This window comes from Sphingobacterium sp. MAE (assembly GCF_056711605.1).
Map to the genome: position 1 here is coordinate 3807648 of NZ_CM160044.1, position 23855 is coordinate 3831502.

Annotated in this window: 16 protein-coding genes and 2 tRNA genes; 10 read left to right on the plus strand and 8 right to left on the minus strand. The window is 36.6% G+C overall.

Annotated elements, in window-relative coordinates:
• Positions 1-64: 64 nt before the first annotated feature.
• Complete coding sequence (locus AC06G9_RS16295) at positions 65-2308, minus strand: GH92 family glycosyl hydrolase (protein WP_480956749.1); 2244 nt, start codon at positions 2306-2308, stop codon at positions 65-67.
• A gap of 479 nt (positions 2309-2787) precedes the next feature.
• Between AC06G9_RS16295 and AC06G9_RS16300 the strand changes: the two genes are divergently transcribed.
• The 3 genes from AC06G9_RS16300 (at position 2788) to AC06G9_RS16310 (ending at position 3927) form a co-directional block, all read left to right on the plus strand.
• Complete coding sequence (locus tag AC06G9_RS16300) at positions 2788-2919, plus strand: cytochrome c oxidase subunit 2A (protein ID WP_248755879.1); 132 nt, start codon at positions 2788-2790, stop codon at positions 2917-2919.
• 244 nt (positions 2920-3163) lie between these two features.
• The gene (locus AC06G9_RS16305; RefSeq protein ID WP_480956750.1) at positions 3164-3565 is read left to right on the plus strand and encodes a helix-turn-helix domain-containing protein; all 402 of its coding nucleotides are present in this window, start codon (positions 3164-3166) and stop codon (positions 3563-3565) included.
• Between the two features lie 280 nt (positions 3566-3845).
• Positions 3846-3927 (plus strand) — tRNA-Leu (locus AC06G9_RS16310).
• Positions 3928-4216: 289 nt separating this feature from the next.
• Here AC06G9_RS16310 and AC06G9_RS16315 read toward each other — a convergent pair.
• Positions 4217-4999, minus strand: a complete 783-nt coding sequence (locus AC06G9_RS16315; protein WP_480956751.1) for a hypothetical protein — start codon at positions 4997-4999, stop codon at positions 4217-4219.
• Positions 5000-5348: 349 nt separating this feature from the next.
• Here AC06G9_RS16315 and AC06G9_RS16320 point away from each other — a divergent pair, with 349 nt between their 5' ends.
• Complete coding sequence (locus tag AC06G9_RS16320; protein ID WP_480956752.1) at positions 5349-6089, plus strand: CPBP family intramembrane glutamic endopeptidase; 741 nt, start codon at positions 5349-5351, stop codon at positions 6087-6089.
• A 71-nt stretch (positions 6090-6160) separates the two neighbouring features.
• Here the strand turns inward: AC06G9_RS16320 and AC06G9_RS16325 are convergent, their stop codons facing one another.
• Positions 6161-7315, minus strand: coding sequence for an esterase (locus tag AC06G9_RS16325; protein WP_094772316.1), 1155 nt, complete (start codon positions 7313-7315; stop codon positions 6161-6163).
• Positions 7316-7743: 428 nt separating this feature from the next.
• On the opposite strand from AC06G9_RS16325, the gene AC06G9_RS16330 reads away from it, so the two are divergent.
• Both AC06G9_RS16330 and AC06G9_RS16335 read left to right on the plus strand, forming a co-directional pair.
• On the plus strand, positions 7744-8925 hold the full coding sequence (locus AC06G9_RS16330; protein ID WP_480956753.1) for a glycosyltransferase: 1182 nt from the start codon (positions 7744-7746) through the stop codon (positions 8923-8925).
• Between the two features lie 468 nt (positions 8926-9393).
• Positions 9394-9466, plus strand: a tRNA-Ala gene (locus AC06G9_RS16335).
• 73 nt (positions 9467-9539) lie between these two features.
• Here AC06G9_RS16335 and AC06G9_RS16340 read toward each other — a convergent pair.
• On the minus strand, positions 9540-10334 hold the full coding sequence (locus tag AC06G9_RS16340; protein ID WP_480956754.1) for an HAEPLYID family protein: 795 nt from the start codon (positions 10332-10334) through the stop codon (positions 9540-9542).
• Between the two features lie 164 nt (positions 10335-10498).
• On the opposite strand from AC06G9_RS16340, the gene AC06G9_RS16345 reads away from it, so the two are divergent.
• Positions 10499-12979, plus strand: coding sequence for a phosphocholine-specific phospholipase C (locus tag AC06G9_RS16345; protein ID WP_480956755.1), 2481 nt, complete (start codon positions 10499-10501; stop codon positions 12977-12979).
• A 125-nt stretch (positions 12980-13104) separates the two neighbouring features.
• On the opposite strand, the gene AC06G9_RS16350 is transcribed toward AC06G9_RS16345, so the two are convergent.
• A complete protein-coding gene (locus AC06G9_RS16350; protein ID WP_045756557.1) occupies positions 13105-13470 on the minus strand; it encodes a response regulator in 366 nt (121 codons plus the stop codon).
• A 120-nt stretch (positions 13471-13590) separates the two neighbouring features.
• Complete coding sequence (locus tag AC06G9_RS16355; RefSeq protein ID WP_480956756.1) at positions 13591-15072, minus strand: ATP-binding response regulator; 1482 nt, start codon at positions 15070-15072, stop codon at positions 13591-13593.
• A 257-nt stretch (positions 15073-15329) separates the two neighbouring features.
• On the opposite strand from AC06G9_RS16355, the gene AC06G9_RS16360 reads away from it, so the two are divergent.
• On the plus strand, positions 15330-16544 hold the full coding sequence (locus AC06G9_RS16360) for a DUF763 domain-containing protein (protein WP_480956757.1): 1215 nt from the start codon (positions 15330-15332) through the stop codon (positions 16542-16544).
• Positions 16545-16814: 270 nt separating this feature from the next.
• Positions 16815-18029: a trans-sulfuration enzyme family protein gene (locus AC06G9_RS16365; RefSeq protein WP_052627832.1), complete on the plus strand. Its 1215-nt coding sequence runs from the start codon at positions 16815-16817 to the stop codon at positions 18027-18029.
• 109 nt (positions 18030-18138) lie between these two features.
• Here the strand turns inward: AC06G9_RS16365 and AC06G9_RS16370 are convergent, their stop codons facing one another.
• Positions 18139-20160 carry a hypothetical protein gene (locus AC06G9_RS16370; protein ID WP_480956758.1) on the minus strand — a complete coding sequence of 674 codons (2022 nt, stop codon included), beginning with the start codon at positions 20158-20160 and terminating at the stop codon, positions 18139-18141.
• Between the two features lie 860 nt (positions 20161-21020).
• Between AC06G9_RS16370 and AC06G9_RS16375 the strand changes: the two genes are divergently transcribed.
• Positions 21021-22412 (plus strand): family 10 glycosylhydrolase, encoded by a 1392-nt coding sequence (locus AC06G9_RS16375; RefSeq protein ID WP_480956759.1) that lies wholly within the window; start codon positions 21021-21023, stop codon positions 22410-22412.
• Between the two features lie 103 nt (positions 22413-22515).
• Here AC06G9_RS16375 and AC06G9_RS16380 read toward each other — a convergent pair whose 3' ends face one another.
• Complete coding sequence (locus tag AC06G9_RS16380; protein WP_293924255.1) at positions 22516-23640, minus strand: lipid II:glycine glycyltransferase FemX; 1125 nt, start codon at positions 23638-23640, stop codon at positions 22516-22518.
• Positions 23641-23855 lie beyond the last annotated feature (215 nt).

Sequence of the window (23855 nt, forward strand, 5' to 3'; positions counted from 1 at the left end):
AGCGCTGCAAAAAGCAATTAACTTTTTGCAACGCTCTACATTAAAACGGTGCTGCTACACCCGATTATTTCTTATACCACACCGGCCCTGGTTTGTTTCCCATTTCGAATACCAACGTCACTCCCGAAATCATTTGCTGATGCGTAATATAACTGGTTTCAAGCGGTTTGCCATCTATTGAAACCGATTGGATATAAATATTCTGTTTACTGACGTGATTGGCTTTGACTGTAAATTTCTTACCGTTAGCAAGTGTAATTTCACTATGCTCAAAAAGCGGCGTACCAATCTCATATCTGCCACTGACAGGATCTACTGGATAAAAACCTAATGCACTGAATACATACCAAGCAGACATCTGCCCACAATCTTCATTGCCACTGAGACCAGAAGGATTATTCAGATATAGCTTTTCCATTACCTCGGCTGCGTACTGCTGTGTTTTCCAAGGCTGCCCGGCAGCGTTGAATAGATATAAAGCATGATGGCTCGGCTCATTGCCATGTGCATACTGTCCAATCATGCCTGTACTAAAAATAGGCAGCTTGGTCGTATCTGAAGGATGGAAAGTAAACATGCTATCAAGCTTTTGCGCAAAGCGTTCTTGGCCACCTACCAAATTGATCAAGCCTGGAATATCATGCTGTACCGACCAAAAATATTGCCATGCGTTACTTTCACAAATATGTTCGCTATAATCTTCGGGATCAAATGGGCTTATGAACTGACCATTACTATGTCGGGGCTGCATAAACGACGTTGCCGGATTATAGACATTTTTATAATTTTTTGATCTGGTCAAAAATGTTGCTGCAATATCCTCTTTTCCCATCTTACTTGCCATTACTGCAATACAATGATCATCGAAAGCATATTCCAATGTGCGGGATAAGGACCAGTTTTCTGCATTATATTGATCTGCAACATCATAGGGAACATAGCCCAGTTTTTTATACAGACCTACTCCCCTATAAGCATCGGTATTTGCCGAAGCGACACAAGCTTCAAGTGCTTTATTGACGTCAAAGTCGCCGATACCTTTTAAATAGGCATCTACGATAACGGGTATGGCATGGTGTCCGATCATCATATCGGTTTCGCTTCCATAGATATTCCATACCGGTAAACGACCATGTTGCTCGTAAAAGGCAAGAAAGGACTTAATCATGTCATTGACACGATGAGGATCGGTTATCGTAAATAATGGATGTGATGCCCTATAAGTATCCCACAATGAAAATGTGCTGTAATTGGTCCAATTTTCAGCTTTATGCGTTTTTCGATCAGCACCAAAGTAAGATCCATCCACATCTCCAAATATGGTAGGTGCTAACATACTATGGTATAATGCGGTATAAAATTTTACACGAGAATCTTGATCTGTCGTCTGTATAGCAATCTTCCCAAGTTCATCATTCCAATTTTTTTCGGCCTGAGCAAGATAATACTCAAAATCATCCTTTGGTGCCTCTGCTTTTAAGTTGTTAGACGCTCCTTCCATACTCACTCCAGAAAGCGCTGTACTCAATGTGATCTGGTCTCCTTGAGCTGTTTTAAAATCAAAACGGGCTTTAAAAGCTGTACCGATCCGTTTAGTCGCTTTTGTGATGGTATCTGTCACGGATAATATCTCAGTACTATCAAGGTGCACGGCAGAAAATGGTCTTGAAAAGCGTGTTTCGAAATAGACACGTTGTCCTCTCGCCCAGCCTTCAGAAAATCGATAACCGCGGATCGTGACTGAATCGACTACTTCAATATGCGAATCGACTGTTGCGTCCCAGTTCATGGCTTTCCTGAGATCTAAAAATACAGCAGCCTCTGCTTCTGGGAAAGTATAGCGTTGAATACCGCAACGAGGGGTTGCTGTCAATTCAACGTTGATATCGTAATCTGTAAGTTTTACTTGATAATAACCAGCATGCGCCTGTTCAGCCTTATGGGTGAATTTGGAATGAATACCTAATGGAGCCTCTGCCTCCTTATAAGGAAGGGTAACGGGCATAAAGGAGATATCATAGAGATCTCCTGCTCCTGTACCACTCAGGTGTGTATGACTAAAACCGGCGATGGTGCTATCCGGATAGAAATAACCCGAGATACGGTCCCAGCCTGGTAAACCATTGTCAGGACTTAACTGCACCATACCAAAAGGAACCTGCGCTCCGGGATAGGTATTTCCTGTAAAATCTGTGCCAATAAATGGATTAACAAATTTTGAGTAAGAATCATTTTGGATATCTTTTTTGGAAGCACAGCCTAAAAACACGAGTAGACTTGCACAGACCATATACTTCATATATTTCATCGTATATATCGCTTTTTAAATTTTATTTACAAATACTTCCCTCACTAAAAACGGTAGATCATCAGGAATATTGACGGGTCTATTTTCTAACTAATTTTCAGATCATTAACTTTAAGATTTTATAGGTCTGCCTAAAAGTGAATAAACCTAAGAACTGTATTGATCAAGAAAAACAAGATGCCAAATATAAGATAAATGGGGCGATCCGAAAAAATTACAATAAAATACATCACTAAAACCACACCCTCCTGTTAAGAATGCAAACTATCCTATAATTTAAACTAAGAAATAATAGATATTTATTCTTTTCTCTCCATAAATAGTGTATTCGTGCAGCTCAGCATCACGATTGGTGTAAAAAAGGATATGATCATCTTCTTTTTTGATTCTCCATGAATAGTACTATTTAAGGTCTCGATTGTACCTTGATAAAAATTGCTATGCCCGATAGCTTTGCATAGAAATTTAAAAAGATCAATATGATGGATACTAAAAGCACAAATGATGAACAATTTAAACCTTATGGAACCATTGCATTTATGGTCGTCCTATTCATTTTGACGGCCCTTGTATGGTTTAGTGTTTATTATATTCAGATAGACCGCACTTAATTATTTTAATAATGGATAAATACGAATTACGAGCAATTATTCTAAGTGGAATACTCTTATCGGTTTTCTTTTTTGCTGTATTGTACAATTCATATAGTCGATTTCCCTTCTTTAATATTTTCGCTAGTGGTCAAATGCTAAAACTGCGAAAAATAGCCGCCCTAAAGCCGTTACTATTTTTGAAGAAATTTTAAAAGAATGGGATAATCATTTAGATTTTACGTCTGTAGCTATTACAGCAAATATGCTTAAACTATTTGTCTTATCCAGTAGAGAGGTAAATTCTGAATCACCAATTTTGACTAAAACAAGTTATAACTCTGTCTTACTGAAACAATTTCTGAATCTGATCGAGGAGAACTTTAAAGATGTTAGACTTCCTAAAGATTATGCAGCCCTGCTTTACATCACTTCGAATCATTTGAATTTTATCTGCAAAGACCAGATTAATATGTCAGCTGGAGAAATCATACGTAATAGAGTATTGCTCGAGGCAAAAAGGATGTTAGTAAATTTTGAACTTTCTGTAGCAACAATAGGAATGAAACTCAATTTTTTTGACACATCATATTTTATCAAATTTATCAAAAAATACACGTTATTTACTCCTGAAGCTTTTAGGAAACAGTACTATAATAAATCTTAATGGCAATCTGCGAAGACTCTATATAAGCATGACTAATATTGATTTCTATGGATCAGCTTCTAAGTATAAAGGAAAACAAAATTTTAAAACAGGCGGTATTGTTTTTTTTATAAAATCGGACTACAACCAGATAGATCTTCGTATAGAAGGCAACTAGAGCACGCAAAAAATATCTTATTCATAAACAGCATGATCTGCATTTAATCTATAGAATGCAAAGAAAACACTTGCAAAATATAAATTTCGATTTTATCTTTACGTCATCATAAAAAATCCTAATGCGGAAGTGGCGTAATTGGTAGCCGCACCAGACTTAGGATCTGGCGCCGCAAGGCGTGGGGGTTCGAGTCCCTTCTTCCGCACTGGACAACCTCCCGAATGTTAACGTTCGGGAGGTTTTTTTTACACCTATCTTAATATCATGTTTTTTAAAATAATATGCGAATAAAAAGCCATGTGAGAGCACGATAAAAAAGTTGATGATATTAGTAAAATGAGATCTCACCCTTATTAAAATTGAAAGTGGTCTTTTGCTGATTCAAAAATGGGGTTTTTATATGAAGCGCTAAGAATCTTGAATAAAAAATACAATACACCATGTTGGATAAAAATTCATTGATACTTAAGATCTTCGATCTTAGACCCGCTTTGTTAGATCCCAAGTTGATTGCCAAATCCACGAAAGTTTTTGATTCCATGCAGCAATCCACTTACAGCTATAACAACTGCCGTTGTAATTGCTGTGGTATAAATAGTATAACTGCCTGCTGAATTTGCTACAGCAACAGCTATAAGTGCCCAAGAGCCGACCAATGCATATTCTCTCATGTTACGTTTCCAGGTCATATAAATATAAAGCAAGCCTGCGATAATAATCATGATGACTGTCCAGGTGACCTGAGATAACTGCCATCCATCCCAATGAATTTTGGTTAGATAAGCGGCAACATTGGCAATCAATGCTACTGATATCCATCCAGAATATAACGAAAATGGCCACCATACCAAAGCAACAATACGAAAGGGAGGGTCAGTCAGTTGCGCTTTGATATTGACAATAATCCTAAGTAAGGTGATTAATAGTAGGATCATGATCAGTACTGAAAAACCAATATAATCATTTAACCAAGCTACTATCCAAAAGCTATTGAGCACACATGACGTGATAAACCATAACCCAACTCTATGGATGATATGACTTTCTTTTGGTTTTTTTAAGATGACAAATGAATAGATGACAAAACCGATCAAGAACAGATAGATCAACCCCCAGATAGAAAAGGCATAACCTGCTGGTGTAAATAAATTGTGGTAGGTATCGGAGACTATTTTCATTGTATTACCGTTTATTGCTCCGGTATTAGCGCGATAATTTACAAATAGCGTCGCAATAAGACAGACGGCATTCAGTATAGCCAAAGTTATTTTTTTCATCTCTTTATCACTTTAGTAAAATCAGTTTATAGTAACAATTTTAGCATGGTAGTAGTTTTAGTAAATTTGCTCTCCTATGTAGACAGATCACTATATGAGTAATTAGATATCAAAATAGAAGCCAATCTTTTTATAGAGGATATTTTATCCAAACAAAGTGTATAAAGGACTGTGAAATACGAGACTACTATAAAATTTTGTGAACGCAGAGCAAGGTAATTTATTTTAAAATCTTACTATGCACTAATGCAAAGAGTTATTATATTAGCAGTTCTTTGGAAACTATGCGTTCAAAAAATCCTAAAATTTTGTTCGTAGTAAAACCTATTAAAGCATACTCTTATATACAATGAAATTAATTAATGAAATTAAAAAAGTAAACTGGTTCCTTATTTTATCTTTTTATGGACTCATACTGATTTTAACTTATTTTTCCAGAAAACTTCCAAATGTATTGCAATCGGTTATCCATGCATTCACCAATTTAGAGGTCAATTGGAATTATAATCACGGCATTGCGATCCTTCTAGTTTCCTTTTTATTTTACAAATTCAGTCCAGTAAAGTCCACGTATTCGCTATTTGGAGATAACAAGCTAAAAAGCGCACTCTTCCCGCTACTATTATTTATCGGATATTCAGTTTATGGATTTAGCAACAACAATGGTATAAATGAACATCTATGGGCATTTATATTTTGTCTATTTACTATCGTTTATGATATCATGGAGGAATATACTTGGAGGGGGTATTTAATTGAAGGTCTAGGGAAAATTAATCTCATTGTTAAAAGCGTTATTTCTGGAATATTTTGGGGATTTTGGCATCTACTTATATTCAATGATTTCGATCAATATGGTGGATTTGGAGTTTTCCTTCTTTTTAGTATTATTTTTTCATTTATTTTAACTGTTTCTGTTTCAAAAACCAAAGCTATACTTGTTCCTGCTACCATACATGCCTTATTGATTAGAACAAACATCGTAACCTTGATCTGTTTTATTATTTTTGTAATCATGCTATTAACCTGGGACAGAAAGCTATTCAAGAAAAGAGGTAAATCACGTTTTATTAACAATGGGAATAGCTAAAATAGCCTTCACATCTATTCAAGATACAGAAATACCTGCTATTGCTGCATCTTGAATAGGTGATACAGGTGCTATTTAAATAATTGCGGAACAAAATCTGTCAGATAGGTTCGCCAATTGCTCCAGGTGTGACCGCCGTCAGATTCTACATAGGTATATTTAAAACCACTTCTATCCAATTTATTTCGGAAATCCGTTACACTTTTATACAAAAAATCAGTCTTTCCTATGGCGATCCAATACAACTGATATCCCTGTTTTCTTTGAATATCCAATTTAGTATCTAGATTCATGTAAATCGGGCTCTGTTTATTTTGTGGGGGCAGAATTGCTGGTGAAAATAATCCGACATAGCCAAACATCTTTGGTTGGTTTGCTGAAATATACAGGGAATGAAAGCCACCCATGGAAAGTCCTGCAATCGCCCGGTCTTTAGCATCTGATTTTACTCGGTAATTTTGCTCCGTAAAATTTATGATTTCATTAAAATAAGTTTCCATATCACCCGTAAAAATATCAGGAGTCATCATATCGATTTTATAAAAACCTTTTGCCGACTCACCTGGGGCTGCAGCATTGCTGGTGTGTCCATTTGGCATCACAACGATCATTGGCTTTGCCTTACCAGCGGCAATCAGATTATCTAAGATCTGAGAAGCTCTACCTAGTGTCATCCATGCTTCTTCATCCCCACCCATACCATGTAAAAGATAGAGAACAGGGTATTTCCCCTTATTAGATTCATAACCTGGGGGTGTATACACCGTGAGTCTTCGATCTTCTTGAAGTCCCTTGGAGGCATACCATCGTTTAGTAACACTTCCATGCGGAACGCGTTGTACTTCGTAGGATAATGACTGTGGCCCCGCCACTAAAAACATACTCATCACAGAGGAAACATCACGAACTTGATAGGGATTGTTTGGATCATTGGCCTTAACACCATCAACTAAATAAGAATAGGTGTAAATATCTGGTTTGAAATCGGCTTGTGACAATGACCAGACTCCGTCGGCACCTTTTTGCAGTTCAACAGGACTTGATTCCATCCAATTCCCCTGTAGCTTTACAGTTTTGGCTTGCGGAGCTAAAAGTCGGAAGGTCACTTTTTTTTCATTGACCTCTGGCGAGATGATATTCTTTTTAGCATTAAAATCTAGGTTTTCCTGTGCATAAGCAAATGAATGGAACAGGATAAGAAAATAAAGGATATGTTTCAATTTCATAACAAATGATATCTATAAGGTGATCGGTTTAACAATAAAAATGCGACAAACTCATTGTAAGCAAAATTTGTCAACTATAAATATAACGATACTTATGCTATAAACTAGCATTCAGCACCATGAAACTGCATGGTAAATCAACGGGTAAAAAAATACCTATTCGCTCCGTTTTTTTACGGATAATACGGGTTATGCTACGGGTTATGCATCAAAAACTACGTTTATGCATATCTGAGGGAATGTTGGGTACAGCTTTTGTTTTAACAAACGAAAAGATAATTACATTTTAAAGATAGCATACACATGGAAAATATAGATCAAAAAGCAGAAAAAATAGGATTAGATAGAGGATACTATTTGTTATTGATGGCTATTTTGGATATTCCTGTTGATAACGAAGAACATAACATCGAAACGGTATAATTCCTATGAAAAAAATTGTAATCATAAGTACCTGCCCGCCTCAACAATGTGGATTAGCAACTTTTACAAAGGACCTGAAGAAAGGGATGGAATTGGATCCTAATGTGACCATCGATGTGATTGCCGTATCTAAAATTGGTCAAGACAAATTTGATCATTCGGTACGGTTTGTTATTGATAAGGATCGATTGGACAGTTATATTCAAGCTTCTTATATTATCAATGAAGAATATGACTATTGCATTTTGCAACATGAATATGGCATTTTTGGGGGTGTTGATGGTATTTTCATCAACAACTTGGTCAACAAGTTAAATATTCCTTTGTTGACTATTTTCCACACCATATTAGCATCTCCGTCTTTACAAAAAAAGGAAATCATGGAGACGCTTATTACAAAATCTCATGCTGTGGTGAGTCTATCGCCAAAAGGATGTGAAATCTTGAAGGAGCTATTTCCAAATTGTGACCAGTATAAATTCAAGATGATACCGCACGGGGTGCCGCAATTTGATTACAACCAACAGGCAGCAAAAGAAAAGTTAGGTATGCACGCCAATTTTGTGATGATGACTTTTGGTCTGATAGGAAGAGGAAAAGGCTTAGAATATGCGATCAAATCTTTGCCAGGACTGGATTTGCCCGATTTTAAATATTTGATCGTTGGAAAAACACATCCCAACGTACTGGCACGTGAAGGTGAATCTTATCGTTATGAGTTACAGGACTTGGCTGAACAATTGCAATTGCAGGAAAAAGTTATTTTCGTGGATGAATTCTTGTCTGATGAGCAACTGAAAGATTATTTAACGGCATGTGATATCTACCTATCTCCTTATCAACATGAAGAACAGATCAGTAGTGGAACACTTTCGTTTGCAATAGGCGCTGGAGCGGCTGTTATTGCTACTCCATATTGGCACGCTCAAGATCTACTGAGAGATGACCGTGGTATCCTCACTCCTTTTAACGACATCGATGCTATGCGTGAAAAAATCAGCCAATTGTATCACTCACAACGACTACTGGCTTGGCACCGATTTAAGGCACGCAATTTTGGAGAACAAACTACTTGGGCCTTAATATCCAAAATATACTTAGAACTTTTGTACAACTTCACCAGTCCAGTGAGATCGCTCGAATATTACGAAAATTACATTTCTTTTGATATCAGAAGAGAAGCATAAATAACAAGCCTTGGCATGATCATGCCAAGGCTTTTTAATGACGTGATAGATTACTTGATTCTTTAACCTACTTGTAGGAATTGATTGATTTCGTAATTTTCCACTGACCGTCTTCATTGACTAAAGTAACTACATCCATTTTTATGAAATCTTCAAAATGCATAAATACTTTAGCGACCATATAATCTCCAGAATCCTTTAAGATAACTGTGTTGATTTAACAATTCAGCTGCATTTCTTTTTGCTTCTTCAAAAATGATAAGTCATATATTGTTCACTAACTTATTTTTTCCGGTCACTTTTAAGTACGATCCCTGTAGATATTGATGATGCGGTTGCTCAGGTTGGAGTCAATAAAACGAACACGATCATAAAAGAAATCACATTTTTAAAACGAAATAAAAATCATTCTTAAGTCTTCACTATTTCATAGAAAAATACTATCTTGCCGCTGTCTTAGGATCAAAAGGGGTATTAGCTCATTTGGTAGAGCGCTTCGCTGGCAGTGAAGAGGTGATCGGTTCGATTCCGATATGCTCCACAATTACAAGAGTCCCATACATTTAAATGTATGGGACTCTTGTATTAATTATCCTTACCAAAGGATAATAGTCCTAAAACTTAGGTTCCCAGATCAGACGGGTCATAAAATCCATTTGAAATTCTTGGGATTTTATTGGAACACCGCATACAAGTCCTACTGCGATGCTTGGTGATAAGGCAAGCTTGACTTGGGGTCTCATAGTGTATTCCAATTGACCGCGTTCTATGCGCATATCATTTTCAATACCGATATAATGACTTGAATTAGGAACCATATAATGTATGTTGGCATTTAGAACAAAATTGGTTTGCACTGCTCTATTTTTAAAACGATATTCGAACTCTGGTCCTGTATAAATCAATGTACTGATGTGGTTAAAGTTTTTAGCTGCTATAAAAAATGGTAACGATATGAATCCTCCGAAAAGAGGTGTATTTCTGATAGCTGGATTAGATTTGCCAAATTCCATTTCATGCACATAACCAATAGCCAAGGAAGTCTGACGTTTCTCATCAACTAAAAACGTATATTGAGTTCCAAATTTTAGTCCCTCTACCCGATTGGTTCTATGTCCTAGATCATCTTTTGCAAAAAGTACAGGGATTTCGATTTCTACTCCCAAACGGTTGGCAACTGCCCATTCATATTCAACAAAAGCATGGTGCTCGATTTTATTTTTGAAACGTCCTGTCCCATAACCAACATTCACTTCGGCCTCCCCTTTTCGAGCTCCAAGATCACGCATCAGATCGAGATAAAGAGGTTCTGCATGTTTTACTTTAGGTGGTTTTGGTCGCGTATTGACTTGAGCAAATGAAAAAGTATAAGCGAATATTGAAAGTAAAATTGTATATAAAATTTTCATGATTTTATTGTTTGAAACAAACCTATAGCCATATTTAGGAAAAACTTAGGAATTTTAAATCCCGATTCTGAAAATGTACTTATGAAACCTAATCGTTACACTACTACATCCAAATTCTTTATACTTTTAAATTTTAAATCTAAAAACGAATAATACAGTAATACATGGATAATAGAAGAGATTTCTTAAAGAAAGCCTCACTTTTAACTGGAGCGATGGGTTTGGAATGGGGACTGCCTGCCGCCATACAGCAAGCCATGGCAATTGAACCTCTTTCTGGATCTAGTTTTCTCGATGCGGAGCATATTGTTATGCTAATGCAAGAAAACCGCTCTTTTGACCATAGCTTTGGTACGCTATCTGGTGTACGCGGATATGGAGATCCTAGAGCTATACGATTGCCTAATGGAAATCCGGTATGGTTACAATCTGAAAAAGACGGTAAAACATTTTCTCCTTTTCGCCTCGATATCAAAAGATCTAAAGCTGCCTGGACAAGCTATCTACCTCATTCTTGGGAAAATCAATCAGCTGCACGTAACCAAGGAAAACATGATAATTGGATAGATGCCAAACGGTCTGGCCACAAACATTACCAAGATATCCCATTGACAATGGGTTACTACACCCGTGAAGACAATCCTTTTTACTATGCATTTGCCGATGCTTTTACCATTTGTGATCAAAACTTCTGTTCATCGATAACGGGTACAACGACCAATCGTCACTTTTTTTGGACAGGTACCTGCGTACCAGCTAAAGGAGAGAAACCTCTGGTTCGCAACTCGGATATCTATTTCAATCGATGGGCTAACTGGAAGACCTTTCCAGAAAAATTGGAGGCAGCAGATATTTCCTGGAAGGTATATCAAAATGAGGTGAGCATACAATCTGGTCTGCAGGATGAAGGATTATTGGGTAACTATACGGACAATAATCTGGAATGGTTTTCACAATATCATATTGAATTTAAAGAGAGTCATCTCGCTTTTTTAAGAAAGCGTATCGCAGAGCTACCTGATGAAATCAGGAAAATAGAAAAACTCTTGGAAGACGGTAAAGCGGAAAGTGCACAAAAGGAAAAAAATAAATTAAAGCAAAAGCGGGAACAGTTGACAAGTTTTGAAAAAAAACTTCAAACTTTTACTCCAGAGGCCTTTAACAAACTACCGCCCTTGGAGCAAGCTCTTTTTAAGCGTGCCTTCCAGACGAATGAACAAGACCCATCGTATCGTGAAGCCATCAATACCGAAGAGCATGAAGCAGAAATTCGAGTTCCGAAAGGCGATATACTGCATCAATTTAGACAGGATGTAAGGTCTGGAAAACTTCCAACAGTTTCTTGGTTAGTAGCACCTGAATATTTTTCTGATCATCCTAGCGCACCGATGTATGGGGCCTGGTATACTTCCGAGATTTTGAATATTTTAACAGAAAATCCTGATCTGTGGCGCAAAACAATTTTCATCTTAAATTACGATGAAAATGATGGTTATTTTGATCATATTCCACCCTTCGTAACCCCCAACCCAGCCGATCCAACATCAGGTAAGGTTTCTCCAGGAATGGATATCTCTGGTGAGTATGTCAGTCTACAGCAGGAGCTAGATGCTGGAGAGAATCAAGAAAATGCAACTGAGGGTCCTGTCGGACTCGGATACCGCGTTCCGCTGATCGTTGCTTCGCCATGGTCAAAAGGTGGATGGGTCAATTCTGAGGTTTTCGACATCACTTCTACTATACAGTTTTTGGAATATTTCCTGAATAAAAAATATGGAAAACATATTTATGAAAATAACATCAGTTCATGGCGCAGAGCAATTACTGGCGATCTAACTTCAGTATTTCATACTCCAGAATCTAATCCTGATCGCAAATTGCCTTTTTTAGACCGCAACGCACAGATTTGGGCTATTGACCAATCTAAAAAATTGCCCTTACCTCATAATTATCATCAATGGTCTTTAGGCGATATCGCAAATCTAAAGAAACAACGAAACATATCTCCATGGTTGGCCAAACAAGAAAAGGGACAACGTCCTTCAAGTGCGTTGGCTTATGAACTATATATCGATGAAGAGATCAGTAAGAAAGAGGATAAGATCTCTATACATATGAAGGTTGGAAATACTTTTTTTGGTGAGGCATCTTTGAATAGTCCATTTAATATCTATACCGGCGATTCTTATCACGATGGTGTTCAATTTTGGCCATTTGCGGTATTTGCAGGTCAGTCACTGGATTTCAGCTGGAATTTATCAGATTTTAAAGATAATATTTATGCATTTACTGCTTATGGACCAAATGGATTTATGCGAGGATTTAAGGGACAAGATGAAGCACTACGTATTAGCGCATCTTATGAACTAGGATCAACTAAAAAACCGACTGGCAATCTAGTATTACACCTCAAGAATGAAGGGCAAGAAACCTTGGACATAAGTATAAAAGACAATGCATATCGTCTTTGGAATAAGGAAATTACCTTGAAAGCAGGTCAATCAGCGACTTCAATAATCGACACTCAACAAGAGTACGGTTGGTACGATATCAGTGTTACGCTACTAAATAGTCCATTTGAGCGTCATTTTGCGGGACGGGTGGAAACTGGAAAACATTCAAAAACGGATCCACAGCTGAGTTAACGCACGATATGATGGGCTAGTTTGAAACTTATCAGCCGATCGTCTCCAGCATATAATTGATGTTTAGAGACGATCGTATTTATTTTTCAACATCCGGTTAACAGATATTTGATGTGTTTAAAATGCTATTTTAAATATTTAGATACTATTTTTTCAAGATCGACCAAATCAAAAGGTTTCGCCAGGAAATCATCTGCTCCAGCATCCTTAGCAAGTTCGGCGATGTCACTATTTGCGGTTATATAAATAACTGGTATCTGATTAAAATTAGGATCTCTTTTTAGTAGTTTTGTCGCTTCTTTTCCACCAATATTGGGAATCCAGTTGTCCATCAAAATTAAATCTGGTTTTATTGCAGCAACTTTTTCAATTATATCATGAGATGTTTGTGATGTTTCAACTCCATAGCCTGCGTCTTCGAGAATAATAGTGACGATCTCTAAAATGGATATATCATCTTCGAAGATTAAAATTTTTTTATTGGTTTCCATGGCTCTTTCTTTAAAATTGTATAGTTAACATGATCTTATTCTTTATAATTAATCGCATCTTGTGCGCAGTATTTTTCTATTCCTGAGGTCATTATAAAAGCCATTCTCTTAAGTTTATAATCATAAATGTGCTGTATTTAGTGGTAAAGTAAAATAAAAAGTCGATCCCTCACCAAATTTACTCGTCATACCATACTGCCCTTGATGCTGTCTAACAATTTCCGCGCAAATATATAGTCCTAAACCTAATCCTTGAAATCGGACAGAGGTTTCTTCGACCCGATAAAACTTATCAAATATCGGCGGTTGATTTTTTGCAGGAACACCTATTCCAAAATCTTGCACACTTACTTTCACTTCGTGCCCGTTCATTTCAGTATGGATAATAATACGATCAGAATCAGGACCATATTTGATTGCATTGGTCACAAAATTGACCAGTACCTGTTCAATACGCAACTCATCTCCTAAGATTAAGCGATCTAATCGAGCACCCTCGCGTTCGATATGCAACATCTTATTATCATGGGTCTGCCGCATAGTTTCAATGACAGTATCTATTAAAACATCTAAATCAAACACATGATGGTTAATCTTTAATTTGCCATTGTCAATTTTTGAAATATCCAGTAGATCAGCAACCAATGTACTTAATTTGTCCAATTGGCCTTGGACACGATCCATATATTTCTGCACCTTAACATTTTGCTCACCACGCAAAGCACGAGCCAGTAATTGGACATACCCACGCATACTGGTCAATGGCGTTTTTAATTCGTGCGAAGCAATACTTATAAATTCATCCTTCTTTTGTTCAATCTGTTTTTGATCATCGATATCCGTAAAGGTTCCGACCCAATGAGCAATCACATGATTTTCTTCAATGGGGACAATGCGCAGTAAATGATAGCGATAAAGTTGGGAATTTAATGGTTTTATCCGAACTTCCATTTCCACAGCCTTACCTTTTTGAATATGGGAGTTTACAACGTCCTTCATAGCGGGATCATCCGGATGGCATTCCGGAAATTGATTTTCGGATGCTGAAAATAGAAACCAATTGTAATTTACAAAATCAATTTTACCTTGTGGATCTACCGAAAAAGCAATTTGAGGAAGAGATTCTAATATAGAGCGTAAATGATTTGCTTTTTCTAACAAGGAGGATTGTGCCCGCTTACGTCGTTCAATTTCACTAAGTAAATCTTGCTGTACCGCATTTAAAGCCAAAGTCTTCTCATGTAACTGATAGAAATTTTTGACTTTCATTAATAAAACATCCATATCTACAGGTTTTGTAACATAGTCAATACCTCCAGAGGCATAACCTTGTTCAATAAATCGCTTATCGCGATTAGCTGCAGATAAAAATATGATAGAAATATCTTTAGTTTTACTATAGTTTGCTAAATACCTCGCGACTTCAAAGCCATCCATATCTGGCATTTGAACGTCCAAAATAATAAGTGCATATTGGTTTTTAAATGCTTTTTTCAAAGCTTCTTCTCCGGATAATGCCGTATCCACACTAAAACCTCTAGACTCTAACAGTTGTTGCAGGGAATAGATATTCTCAGGTTTATCATCAACGATTAAAATCATATTTTCAACTTAGTTTTGCTAATTACAATTATTTTATACTGGATAGTAAACAATATACAATTGTTATTAAAATAATTTTTGTAGATGTCATTTATTTAAATATTTAAAATCAAAAATCAATCCAAAAAGACAAACTAACTCATAAAGAGTTAAAATGAAAAAAAATAGGTTTAATTTTAGAAACGTAAATCTCTGATATTAAAATCAACTATTGATTTTATTACCTAATTTTACACTAAAATATTTAGCAAAACAATATGAAGCGTTCGGGAACTGCCGATCTACCCTTACATTATGGGAAAGTACCTGCCTGGCTCTATGAACGCATGTCTGCCTTAGGACTTTCTATCGTAGAGGCCATTTTAGCAGACTACGGTAAAGATGAGGTATTGCGCCGCTTATCGGATCCTTTTTGGTTTCAAAGTTTTGGTGCTGTGTTGGGTATGGATTGGCATTCGTCTGGGATCACAACCTCTGTAATGGGTGCTTTAAAACGTGCTATTAATCCACAATCGGCCTCTTTAGGACTCTATATTTGTGGAGGCAAAGGAAAATTTTCGAGAGAAACACCCGCAGAATTATTACGGATAGCGGACCATACGGGACTTTCGGCGGATGCGCTGGTACGTGCAAGTAAATTGACTGCAAAAGTCGATAATACAGCTATACAAGATGGATATCAACTTTATCTCCATAATTTCATTGTTTCAGACAAAGGTAATTGGACTGTTGTGCAACAGGGTATGCATGAAAATGATGGTACAGCAAGACGTTATCACTGGCATTCTCAGCATCTAAAATCTTTTATAGATGAACCACATACGGGTATTAATGGCGTCTCTCGCGGAAAGATATTAAACTTAACAGCAGCAGCGGCAGCATCTAATAGGCAAGGAATCTTAGCTATTGCGCAAAATGATCCTGCTCGGATCATGCAGGAATTTGCCCATCTTGTAATGCCTAACAGACATGATATCCGTGCATCGGATGTGGATCTAAAAAGGCTAGGAGCACTCTTATATGTGACAAGGGAATTGCAGACCGATAATTTTGAAGAATTATTACTGCTGAAAGGGGTCGGTCCTCGTACTATGCAATCTCTTGCGTTAGTAAGTGAGGTCATTCACGGTGGTCCATCTAGATTTAAAGACCCTGCACGATTTGCTTTTGCTCATGGAGGTAAAGATGGTCATCCATTTCCTGTACCTTTAACGATTTATGATGAGAGTATTACTGTACTTAGAAAAGGAATAGAAAAATCAAAATTGGGACATCTGGATAAATTAAAAACAATCAATAAACTACATCAGATCGTACTACAGGCAGAGGCAAATTTTACTCCACAGTTTGACATACAGGAAGTCTTGGAGCAAGAACGCAGAGACTCATGGAAATATAATGGTCAAACCGTAATGGGAAAAGCGCAAAAACCCAATAAAAATCGTCCGGGTATTCAATTATCGATGTTTTAATAGCATGTGGCGTCAATTAACATAATTATAGGGTGCATGCACCTGATAGCATTGGCAATAAAATGATCAATAGTTTTTTTACTTGTTTTTAATCTTTGTACAATATAAGCTGTTATAAAATAGTAGTTAACACAATATCGAAAATAGATGATTCTTATATTCAATCTGTTTTTTAATCTTTTTATTCCTAAATTTAGGATTGACAACTTACACCTACATACCGAACAAAGATGTACAACAACGATCAACATTTAATTTTAAGCTATTCCTATGACCAGAAATGATATTGACTTTGGAACACTGGCCATTCATCAGGAGCATACGGATGGTCATCATGCCCATTTAGCACCTATATATGCTAGTTCTACCTTCACTTTTGATAGCGTGGAACAGGGAATGCGTAAATTTTCTGGTGAAGATGCAGGATATATTTACTCTCGATTTGGCAATCCAACCACTGATGCGACAGCACAAGCTATAGCCGACCTAGAAACCTGGAAGATCCTAAATCCTGATGGAACTCCTTTGCGTGCTCGTGCTCTATTGACATCGAGTGGACAGTCGGCGATGTCCACGCTATTTATATCCTGCCTTAATGCTGGCGATGGGATACTTGCTACTCCATCTTTATATGGTGGAACCCACGAGTTTATTACGAAGATGCTCCCTAAATTTGGTATCAAAGCCTATTTTTCGAATATGACTGATGCGGACGAATTGGAAACTATTTTAAAAGAAAAACCGGAAATTAAGCTGATTCACTTTGAATCTCCTGCAAATCCAACAATGCAGTGTATTGATATCGAACGTGTGGTGGAGCTTGCAAAAAAATACAATAAATTGATTTCTGTTGATAATACCTTTTCTACTCCTTATCTCCAGCAACCTTTTAAATACGGAGTGGATTATGTGTTTCATTCTACGACAAAATTTTTAAATGGCCATGGTAATGCTATTGGAGGAGTATTGGTCGGTCGAGATCTAAGCGCTATGGATACGTATGTGCATCAAACACATAAATTACTGGGAGTCAACAGTAACCCTTTTGATGCTTTTCTTGTTTTACAGGGCATTAAAACTTTACCCTTACGAATGGAACAACATTGTCGCAATGCCATGGATGTGGCCACATTTCTAGATCACCATCCGGAGATCTCGCAAGTGCATTATAATGGACTTACAACTCATCCCGATTATGCGATTAGCAAAAAGCAAATGCGACATGCCGGATCTGTGATGAGCATAGAGCTGAAAGGCGGATATGAAAAAGCAATTGATTTTGTCAATAAACTTCAGATATGTACGCGAGCAGTTTCAATCGGCACTGTCGATACATTAGTCTCCCACCCTGCTTCCATGTCCCATGCTGGAATACCTAGAGAGATCCGATTAAAAACAGGTATTACCGATGGTCTTATTCGTATTAGCGTTGGGCTAGAATCAATTGATGATTTAATCTCCGATTTAAAGCAAGCGCTCGGATAGCTATCATCAGGACAAAGCTGCGCAACGGTTTTACATTCCTGACCATCCTCCCAGAATTTGAACAATTCTGGGGGTCTTTACATCTTAATCTAAAATGACAATCCACTATTTATTTTTTCTCTTCTGGCGGTAAAAAAAATGATTTTGGGTTTATTTTAAAATAGATCCATACGGCTTTGGCCATTTTAATCAATTCTCCAAAGGAAAGGTTTCGAGATCGAAATGCCAATATCAATGAAAGGGAAAAACTAACTACAAAATTAAAAAAACCTATAATACCAATCCCAAGTATACCCCATATCCACATTTCTGTGCTCAGATACCTATCGTGACCAAACCAGGCTAATGCCAGATTACCACTGGCAAATGTGATGTGCCTAATATCTAGATTTAGCCCTAAAAACATACCAACAGAAGCTGTTGTTCCCATAAAAACTCCAAACCAAATATTGGAGACTATTCCTGCCCATTTTTTTTCGTAAAATCGAGCGACTTTGGCTGTTTTTTCTTTACCAAACACTTTCTTTAACACGGGTTGTTCCTCAATTCGATAATAGACCGAATTATGTTTGTCCCTATTGGATATACTACCGGCAATAATTCCAGACAAAAATAAAAAGACTCCCGCAATGCAAGCATGCACTATCATCGGTGTCTCTGTGGGATTTAATTCATTAACCAGTTTTAACCACTTAGCGGCCGCTGCATTGTAGTGGAAAACCTCCTGAATACCCCATATCAAAATTAAACTGACTGGAAAAGCCATCATCACATTGCCAACAAATGCAATAAATTGTGAACGGAATAGTCGGGCAAAGAAAATAGCAAAACTCCAATACTTATGTCGATTTTGATCCTGTCCAGAGGGACCATTTTCAATAGCAGCAATTAACGCTGAGGCTGTCATCGCGGGTTGTTTTGTTGCTAATGTTGCTCCAAAAAGATAAATAGCAGTAAATCCTATGGCATAATTCATACTGTAAAGTAACGCATGTCCAAATTCACTCGTCTCTACTTTTCCTAGAAACAATTTTATGATACACATAATGCCCACGATGATCCCTCCGCCACAAGCCGAACGAAACATACGCCAATATTCTTTTTTAGTGGAAGTAATATAATGCTCTCCCGTTTGTGCAGTATGATGCGTGATCTCATAAGCTAACAATTGTGTGCTTTGCCCCACCAGTTTTCGAATATTGCTTTTACGACAATTATAATCAATTAAGGTCTGTGCAAAGGCAATACTTTTGGTCACTTTTTCGTGATTATCGTTGATCACCAAAAAAGATAAAATTGCTTTGATCCTTTCCAATTGCTGCCTGATTCGTAATAATGACTGATTGACTTTGATCGAGATACCAAAACGATGGGAATTGGAAAATGCAGTATCAATATAATTTTCACATTGCCTATGCAAAACCAATATTTGCTTGTTGGCAAGATCATCGGAAGTCATAAAATGCAGATCGTCACGTAAGAAGCGATCATTCAACTCATTGAACTCACGCATAATAGCAATAAATGGACTATCAAAATTTTGAAACTCTGGAACCATCTTATTTACATCTGTTTCCATAGCTCTTCCTGTAATACGTTGCACGAGTACCTCTAATCCATATAAAATTTCTTTTATTTCAAAATTGTGGTCGTTTTCATAAAGTGAACGGAATTGACAAATCGTATATAACTGATGCAACTGTTCTTGTGGGATCGAAGCAACCCAATCCGCATCTTTTGAGTGGTAAAAAATTTGATTGAGTACGTACTGTAAGGTCGATTTGGGCGGTTGCGAAGGTAAATACTTTTCGGTAAATCTTTTTTTAATCTCATACCTAAAATCGGCATAACTAATAATGCCCGTATCCGTTATCAATTGATCAAAATCTTTCTGGTCAAGAACACGATGCACATATTGAACAAACTGATCCTTATGCTGGGTAAATTGTTGTAAATAACTCAATAAAGGATCGATATCGACCTGATAATATAGTGATTTTCGTTTTGGTCTGAATATAGCTATTAAAGACGACAAGAAATCCAGTTCGATGTATGATATATCACCTAGTTGCAAATAGTATTTATCAAACAAGTACGTGACTTCCTGACTAGCATTTAACTTTTCTTTCATTTGGAAATGGCTCAAATTGCGAAATCGCAACATTTCTTTTTTTATTATTTAATGTATGCCGCCCGTGATCGCAAAAAACGATCATGATGGATAATATATTGAAAATTTTGATTTCGGATGTTGTAAATTTCGAAAATGATAAAACAAAATAGGGTATCTCGCAAATTCTTATACTTTCAAGTGTACTTTTCTTCAAGGATAATGCCAATTGGAGTCTATCCATTTAAATGAATGAGCATATGCCAAATGGAAATACGCCAATGAAAACAAAGTTATACCGATCAAGATCCAGTTTGTGCGCTTTAAAGAGGTCCTTGCACCTTTATTTGAAGGACTATAATAATTGATTAATAAGTTTATAAATGCTTCAAAAAGTTAAAATCTGTTAAAAAAGAATACGATAAGTAACAATACCACAAATTGTGGCGTTTATAAAATATTCATAATTTAGGTTAATAATTGGTTAGTTAAAACGCTTGAGGTTCCCCACTTCAGGCGTTTTTTGATGTTATGGAATTGAAATTAATATTTTTGATTATACCGGATACAATTACCCATTACAATCGTTAAAATGTGTTAAAATAAAAATTCAAATACAACAATTGCTTAAAACAAAACGTTTAATAGGTATTCATAATTTAGGTTAATAATTGGTTAGTTAAAACGCCTGAGGTTCCCCGCTTCAGGCGTTTTTTTACAAAAAAAGACAGCTTTGATTATAGACCAGACAATCAAGGTTAAATAAAAATCCGCTAAAAGGGTATAGCATACCCAAATTTCGTCTAAAAATATTTATATTGCACGTAAACAATATCAATTTAAATACACTCGGATTTTCCTGTATTAACAAAGTATAAATTATGAACCAACTTTATTCGCTTAAACTACGTATTTGCGTTGTTTTTTTCTTAGGATTATTTCTTTTGACCAGCAAACAAGCTGCTGCTGCAAACAACACAGATCAACCCATGTTTTGGACTTGGTTAGATTACAGACCTACCAGTAATTTTGATTCCCTATGTCGTGAAATGCAATACTTAGGTATCGATGGTGTCATGCTCAATGCTCCTACCCCTGATGATTATAGAGTAGCCATTCCGATTGCGCATAAATATGGGATTAAAGTAGTTGCCTGGTTATGGACGTTAAATCTTGAACATGATCGGGAACAGATTTTGAAAAAACATCCAGAGTGGTTTAGTGTGAATAGAAATGGTAAAAGTTTAGCTGATACAACGGCATATGTGGGTTATTATAAATTCTTATCTCCTGTTCTTCCAGAAGTCAAAAATTATATCAAAGAAAAAATTCAAACCTATTGCGATGTAGAGGGTTTGGATGGGATTTCTATCGACTATAACCGCTACGTCGATGTGGTACTTCCTACCACACTTTGGCCCAAATATCATATCGTGCAAGATCGCGAATATGCCGCTTGGGATTATGGATATCATCCCGTAGCGATCCAAAAATTCAAAGATCAATATGGTTATGATCCACGTACACAGAAAGATCCCTCTAGCGATCTCAAATGGAGACAGTTTCGTTGTGATCAAATTACAGATATAGCCAATATGATTGCAGATGTCGTGCATGCTAGTGGTAAAATAATGGCTGCATCCCCCTTTCCAACACCTAAAATGGCTTCTCGAATGGTTAGGCAAGATTGGGGGAAATGGAAATTGGATATGGTATTTCCGATGGTATACAGTAATTTCTACACAGAAGATCCAAGTTTTATTAGAGATTGTACAATCGAAAATGTAAACGACAAAAATAAGATGACGACTTTATTCTGCGGACTAATGGCGAGTGATAGTGATGTCATGTTTACAGAAATGGATGAGGCGTTGAATCATGGAGCACAGGGAATAGCCATATTTACAATTAATAGCATCCGTGATCCTAAAATTAAAGAGAAATTTAATAGCTATACTGCAGAGGCAAAGGCGAAAAAACGAGCAAATAATGGTGTAATGCCTATTATTGGTAAAAATCGAATTGTACGTAATCCATTCAAGAAAGAAGGAATTATGAATTTAATTACCGCTAAAATACAGCATATGGTTGCGGGATCAGCAACAACCGACAATCTTCCTGAGGTAAAATTATCAAGTTTCAAAAAGGTGGCATCTTATGATGTTACGGAACGCTATCTGGTTTCAGATGAATTAAGTAATAAAAAATTTCATGTCACTTTCTATTTTTATGGAGGAATATTATCAGGATGGAATGTAGACACCACAACTTAGTCAAATTATAATGAATAGAATACAGTTATAGGCATGGATCCTATCCTGCTTATCTAAAGATTAAAAGGCGGGTGCAGACGAAATATTGCTGTACCCGCTTTTTTTAGCTCAGATGATAACTTTGATTTTTGAATTCCATAGAGGTATAATATTTATACTTTTCATTATCTAGCGGATAATCCCAACACCCCATACGATGAAAAATTTCACCACCAAAACCGGTTTTGAATCTGTAGAGTCCATATAATGGATGGGAAGCATCTGCTTGGGGAGCTACGCCAAAAAAATCATATTCGGTACAGCCTTTTTCTTTAGCAATCTGCATGGCGCGCCATTGTAACGCATAAGTAGCCATATAATTTCTATTTTCTGTAGCCGATGCTCCGTACAAATATGTTCCTCGATTTGCCGATACGACCAAAAACATTGCTGCTAATGGCTTATCTTCAATCTCTGCAACTAATAAATAGACATCTGCTGGAGAGAGTGTGTCATTGGCTCGCGCAGAAAGTACAACTCTAAAATAGCTGATATCATGTAAAAAGAAATGATTACGTGCAGCCGTTTGTCGATAGAGATCATACCAAATTGCTAAACTATCCAGACCTAATGAACGAATTTTGACTCCTTTTCTCTGAGAAAGATTGACATTATAGCGAGTTTTGGTTTTCATAGCGCCTAATAGAGCTTCCTCATCTTTCTTTAAATCCACAAAAATAGTATTTGAGGGTAAGATATCTGTATTCGCTTTTCTTAAATTCCAATTAGTTGTATTGAAGTTAAAACGGATTTCCTGAATTTTTTTATCTGGAACTCCCAACCAGTTCCCATTTATGTCGTAACAGTCGTCTTCTTTTGCCCAATGTGATTCCCAAGATAAGTCATAACGGATCATGATGCAGTTTGTGGGTAAGCAGGATCTTAGGCTTTCGGATAATTGTTCTAAAAAATAGCCTTGATTTTCTACTGATGGCTCCACTTCTGGCCCATAGGGAACATAAGCGATGCTGTGATCTTGATCTAAAGTTTGAATCAAAATCAGCAAATCTCCGATAAAATAAGTGCTGTCATCTGAGTCTACGTAAAGGTCTGCTGTTTTTGTTTTAAAATTAAATGCTTTTGAGGTTACTCCTTGTAATCGTTTCACTTCAGACCAATAGGCTGTTTGTTGAATAATAGATGTTTGATAAATTTGTTTAATTTCTTTGTCTTCTATGTCGGCAATCATGATGTTTTTAACATTAAATCAATGGGCATTGAAATTTGAATGTGATGTTTCAAATTTCAATGCCCAAAACGACAAACATAACCATAAAGATTAATCTCACCAAGTCCATTTGTCAGGTACTTGTTAAAAAGCCATATTTAAGTTATATTTTAGAACTTAATCTTTGTGTTAATTTAAGAACTGCCGGAAAACCTCATAAAAAACATGAGTTTATG

Coding starts and splice junctions, on each gene's coding strand:
- AC06G9_RS16375 (WP_480956759.1), top strand. CDS start 21,021: ATGAACCAACTTTATTCGCTTAAACTACGTATTTGCGTTGTTTTTTTC.
- AC06G9_RS16365 (WP_052627832.1), top strand. CDS start 16,815: ATGACCAGAAATGATATTGACTTTGGAACACTGGCCATTCATCAGGAG.
- AC06G9_RS16370 (WP_480956758.1), bottom strand. CDS start 20,160: ATGAAAGAAAAGTTAAATGCTAGTCAGGAAGTCACGTACTTGTTTGAT.
- AC06G9_RS16295 (WP_480956749.1), bottom strand. CDS start 2,308: ATGAAATATATGAAGTATATGGTCTGTGCAAGTCTACTCGTGTTTTTA.
- AC06G9_RS16300 (WP_248755879.1), top strand. CDS start 2,788: ATGATGGATACTAAAAGCACAAATGATGAACAATTTAAACCTTATGGA.
- AC06G9_RS16315 (WP_480956751.1), bottom strand. CDS start 4,999: ATGAAAAAAATAACTTTGGCTATACTGAATGCCGTCTGTCTTATTGCG.
- AC06G9_RS16325 (WP_094772316.1), bottom strand. CDS start 7,315: ATGAAATTGAAACATATCCTTTATTTTCTTATCCTGTTCCATTCATTT.
- AC06G9_RS16350 (WP_045756557.1), bottom strand. CDS start 13,470: ATGGAAACCAATAAAAAAATTTTAATCTTCGAAGATGATATATCCATT.
- AC06G9_RS16305 (WP_480956750.1), top strand. CDS start 3,164: ATGCTTAAACTATTTGTCTTATCCAGTAGAGAGGTAAATTCTGAATCA.
- AC06G9_RS16340 (WP_480956754.1), bottom strand. CDS start 10,334: ATGAAAATTTTATATACAATTTTACTTTCAATATTCGCTTATACTTTT.
- AC06G9_RS16345 (WP_480956755.1), top strand. CDS start 10,499: ATGGATAATAGAAGAGATTTCTTAAAGAAAGCCTCACTTTTAACTGGA.
- AC06G9_RS16355 (WP_480956756.1), bottom strand. CDS start 15,072: ATGATTTTAATCGTTGATGATAAACCTGAGAATATCTATTCCCTGCAA.
- AC06G9_RS16320 (WP_480956752.1), top strand. CDS start 5,349: ATGAAATTAATTAATGAAATTAAAAAAGTAAACTGGTTCCTTATTTTA.
- AC06G9_RS16360 (WP_480956757.1), top strand. CDS start 15,330: ATGAAGCGTTCGGGAACTGCCGATCTACCCTTACATTATGGGAAAGTA.
- AC06G9_RS16330 (WP_480956753.1), top strand. CDS start 7,744: ATGAAAAAAATTGTAATCATAAGTACCTGCCCGCCTCAACAATGTGGA.
- AC06G9_RS16380 (WP_293924255.1), bottom strand. CDS start 23,640: ATGATTGCCGACATAGAAGACAAAGAAATTAAACAAATTTATCAAACA.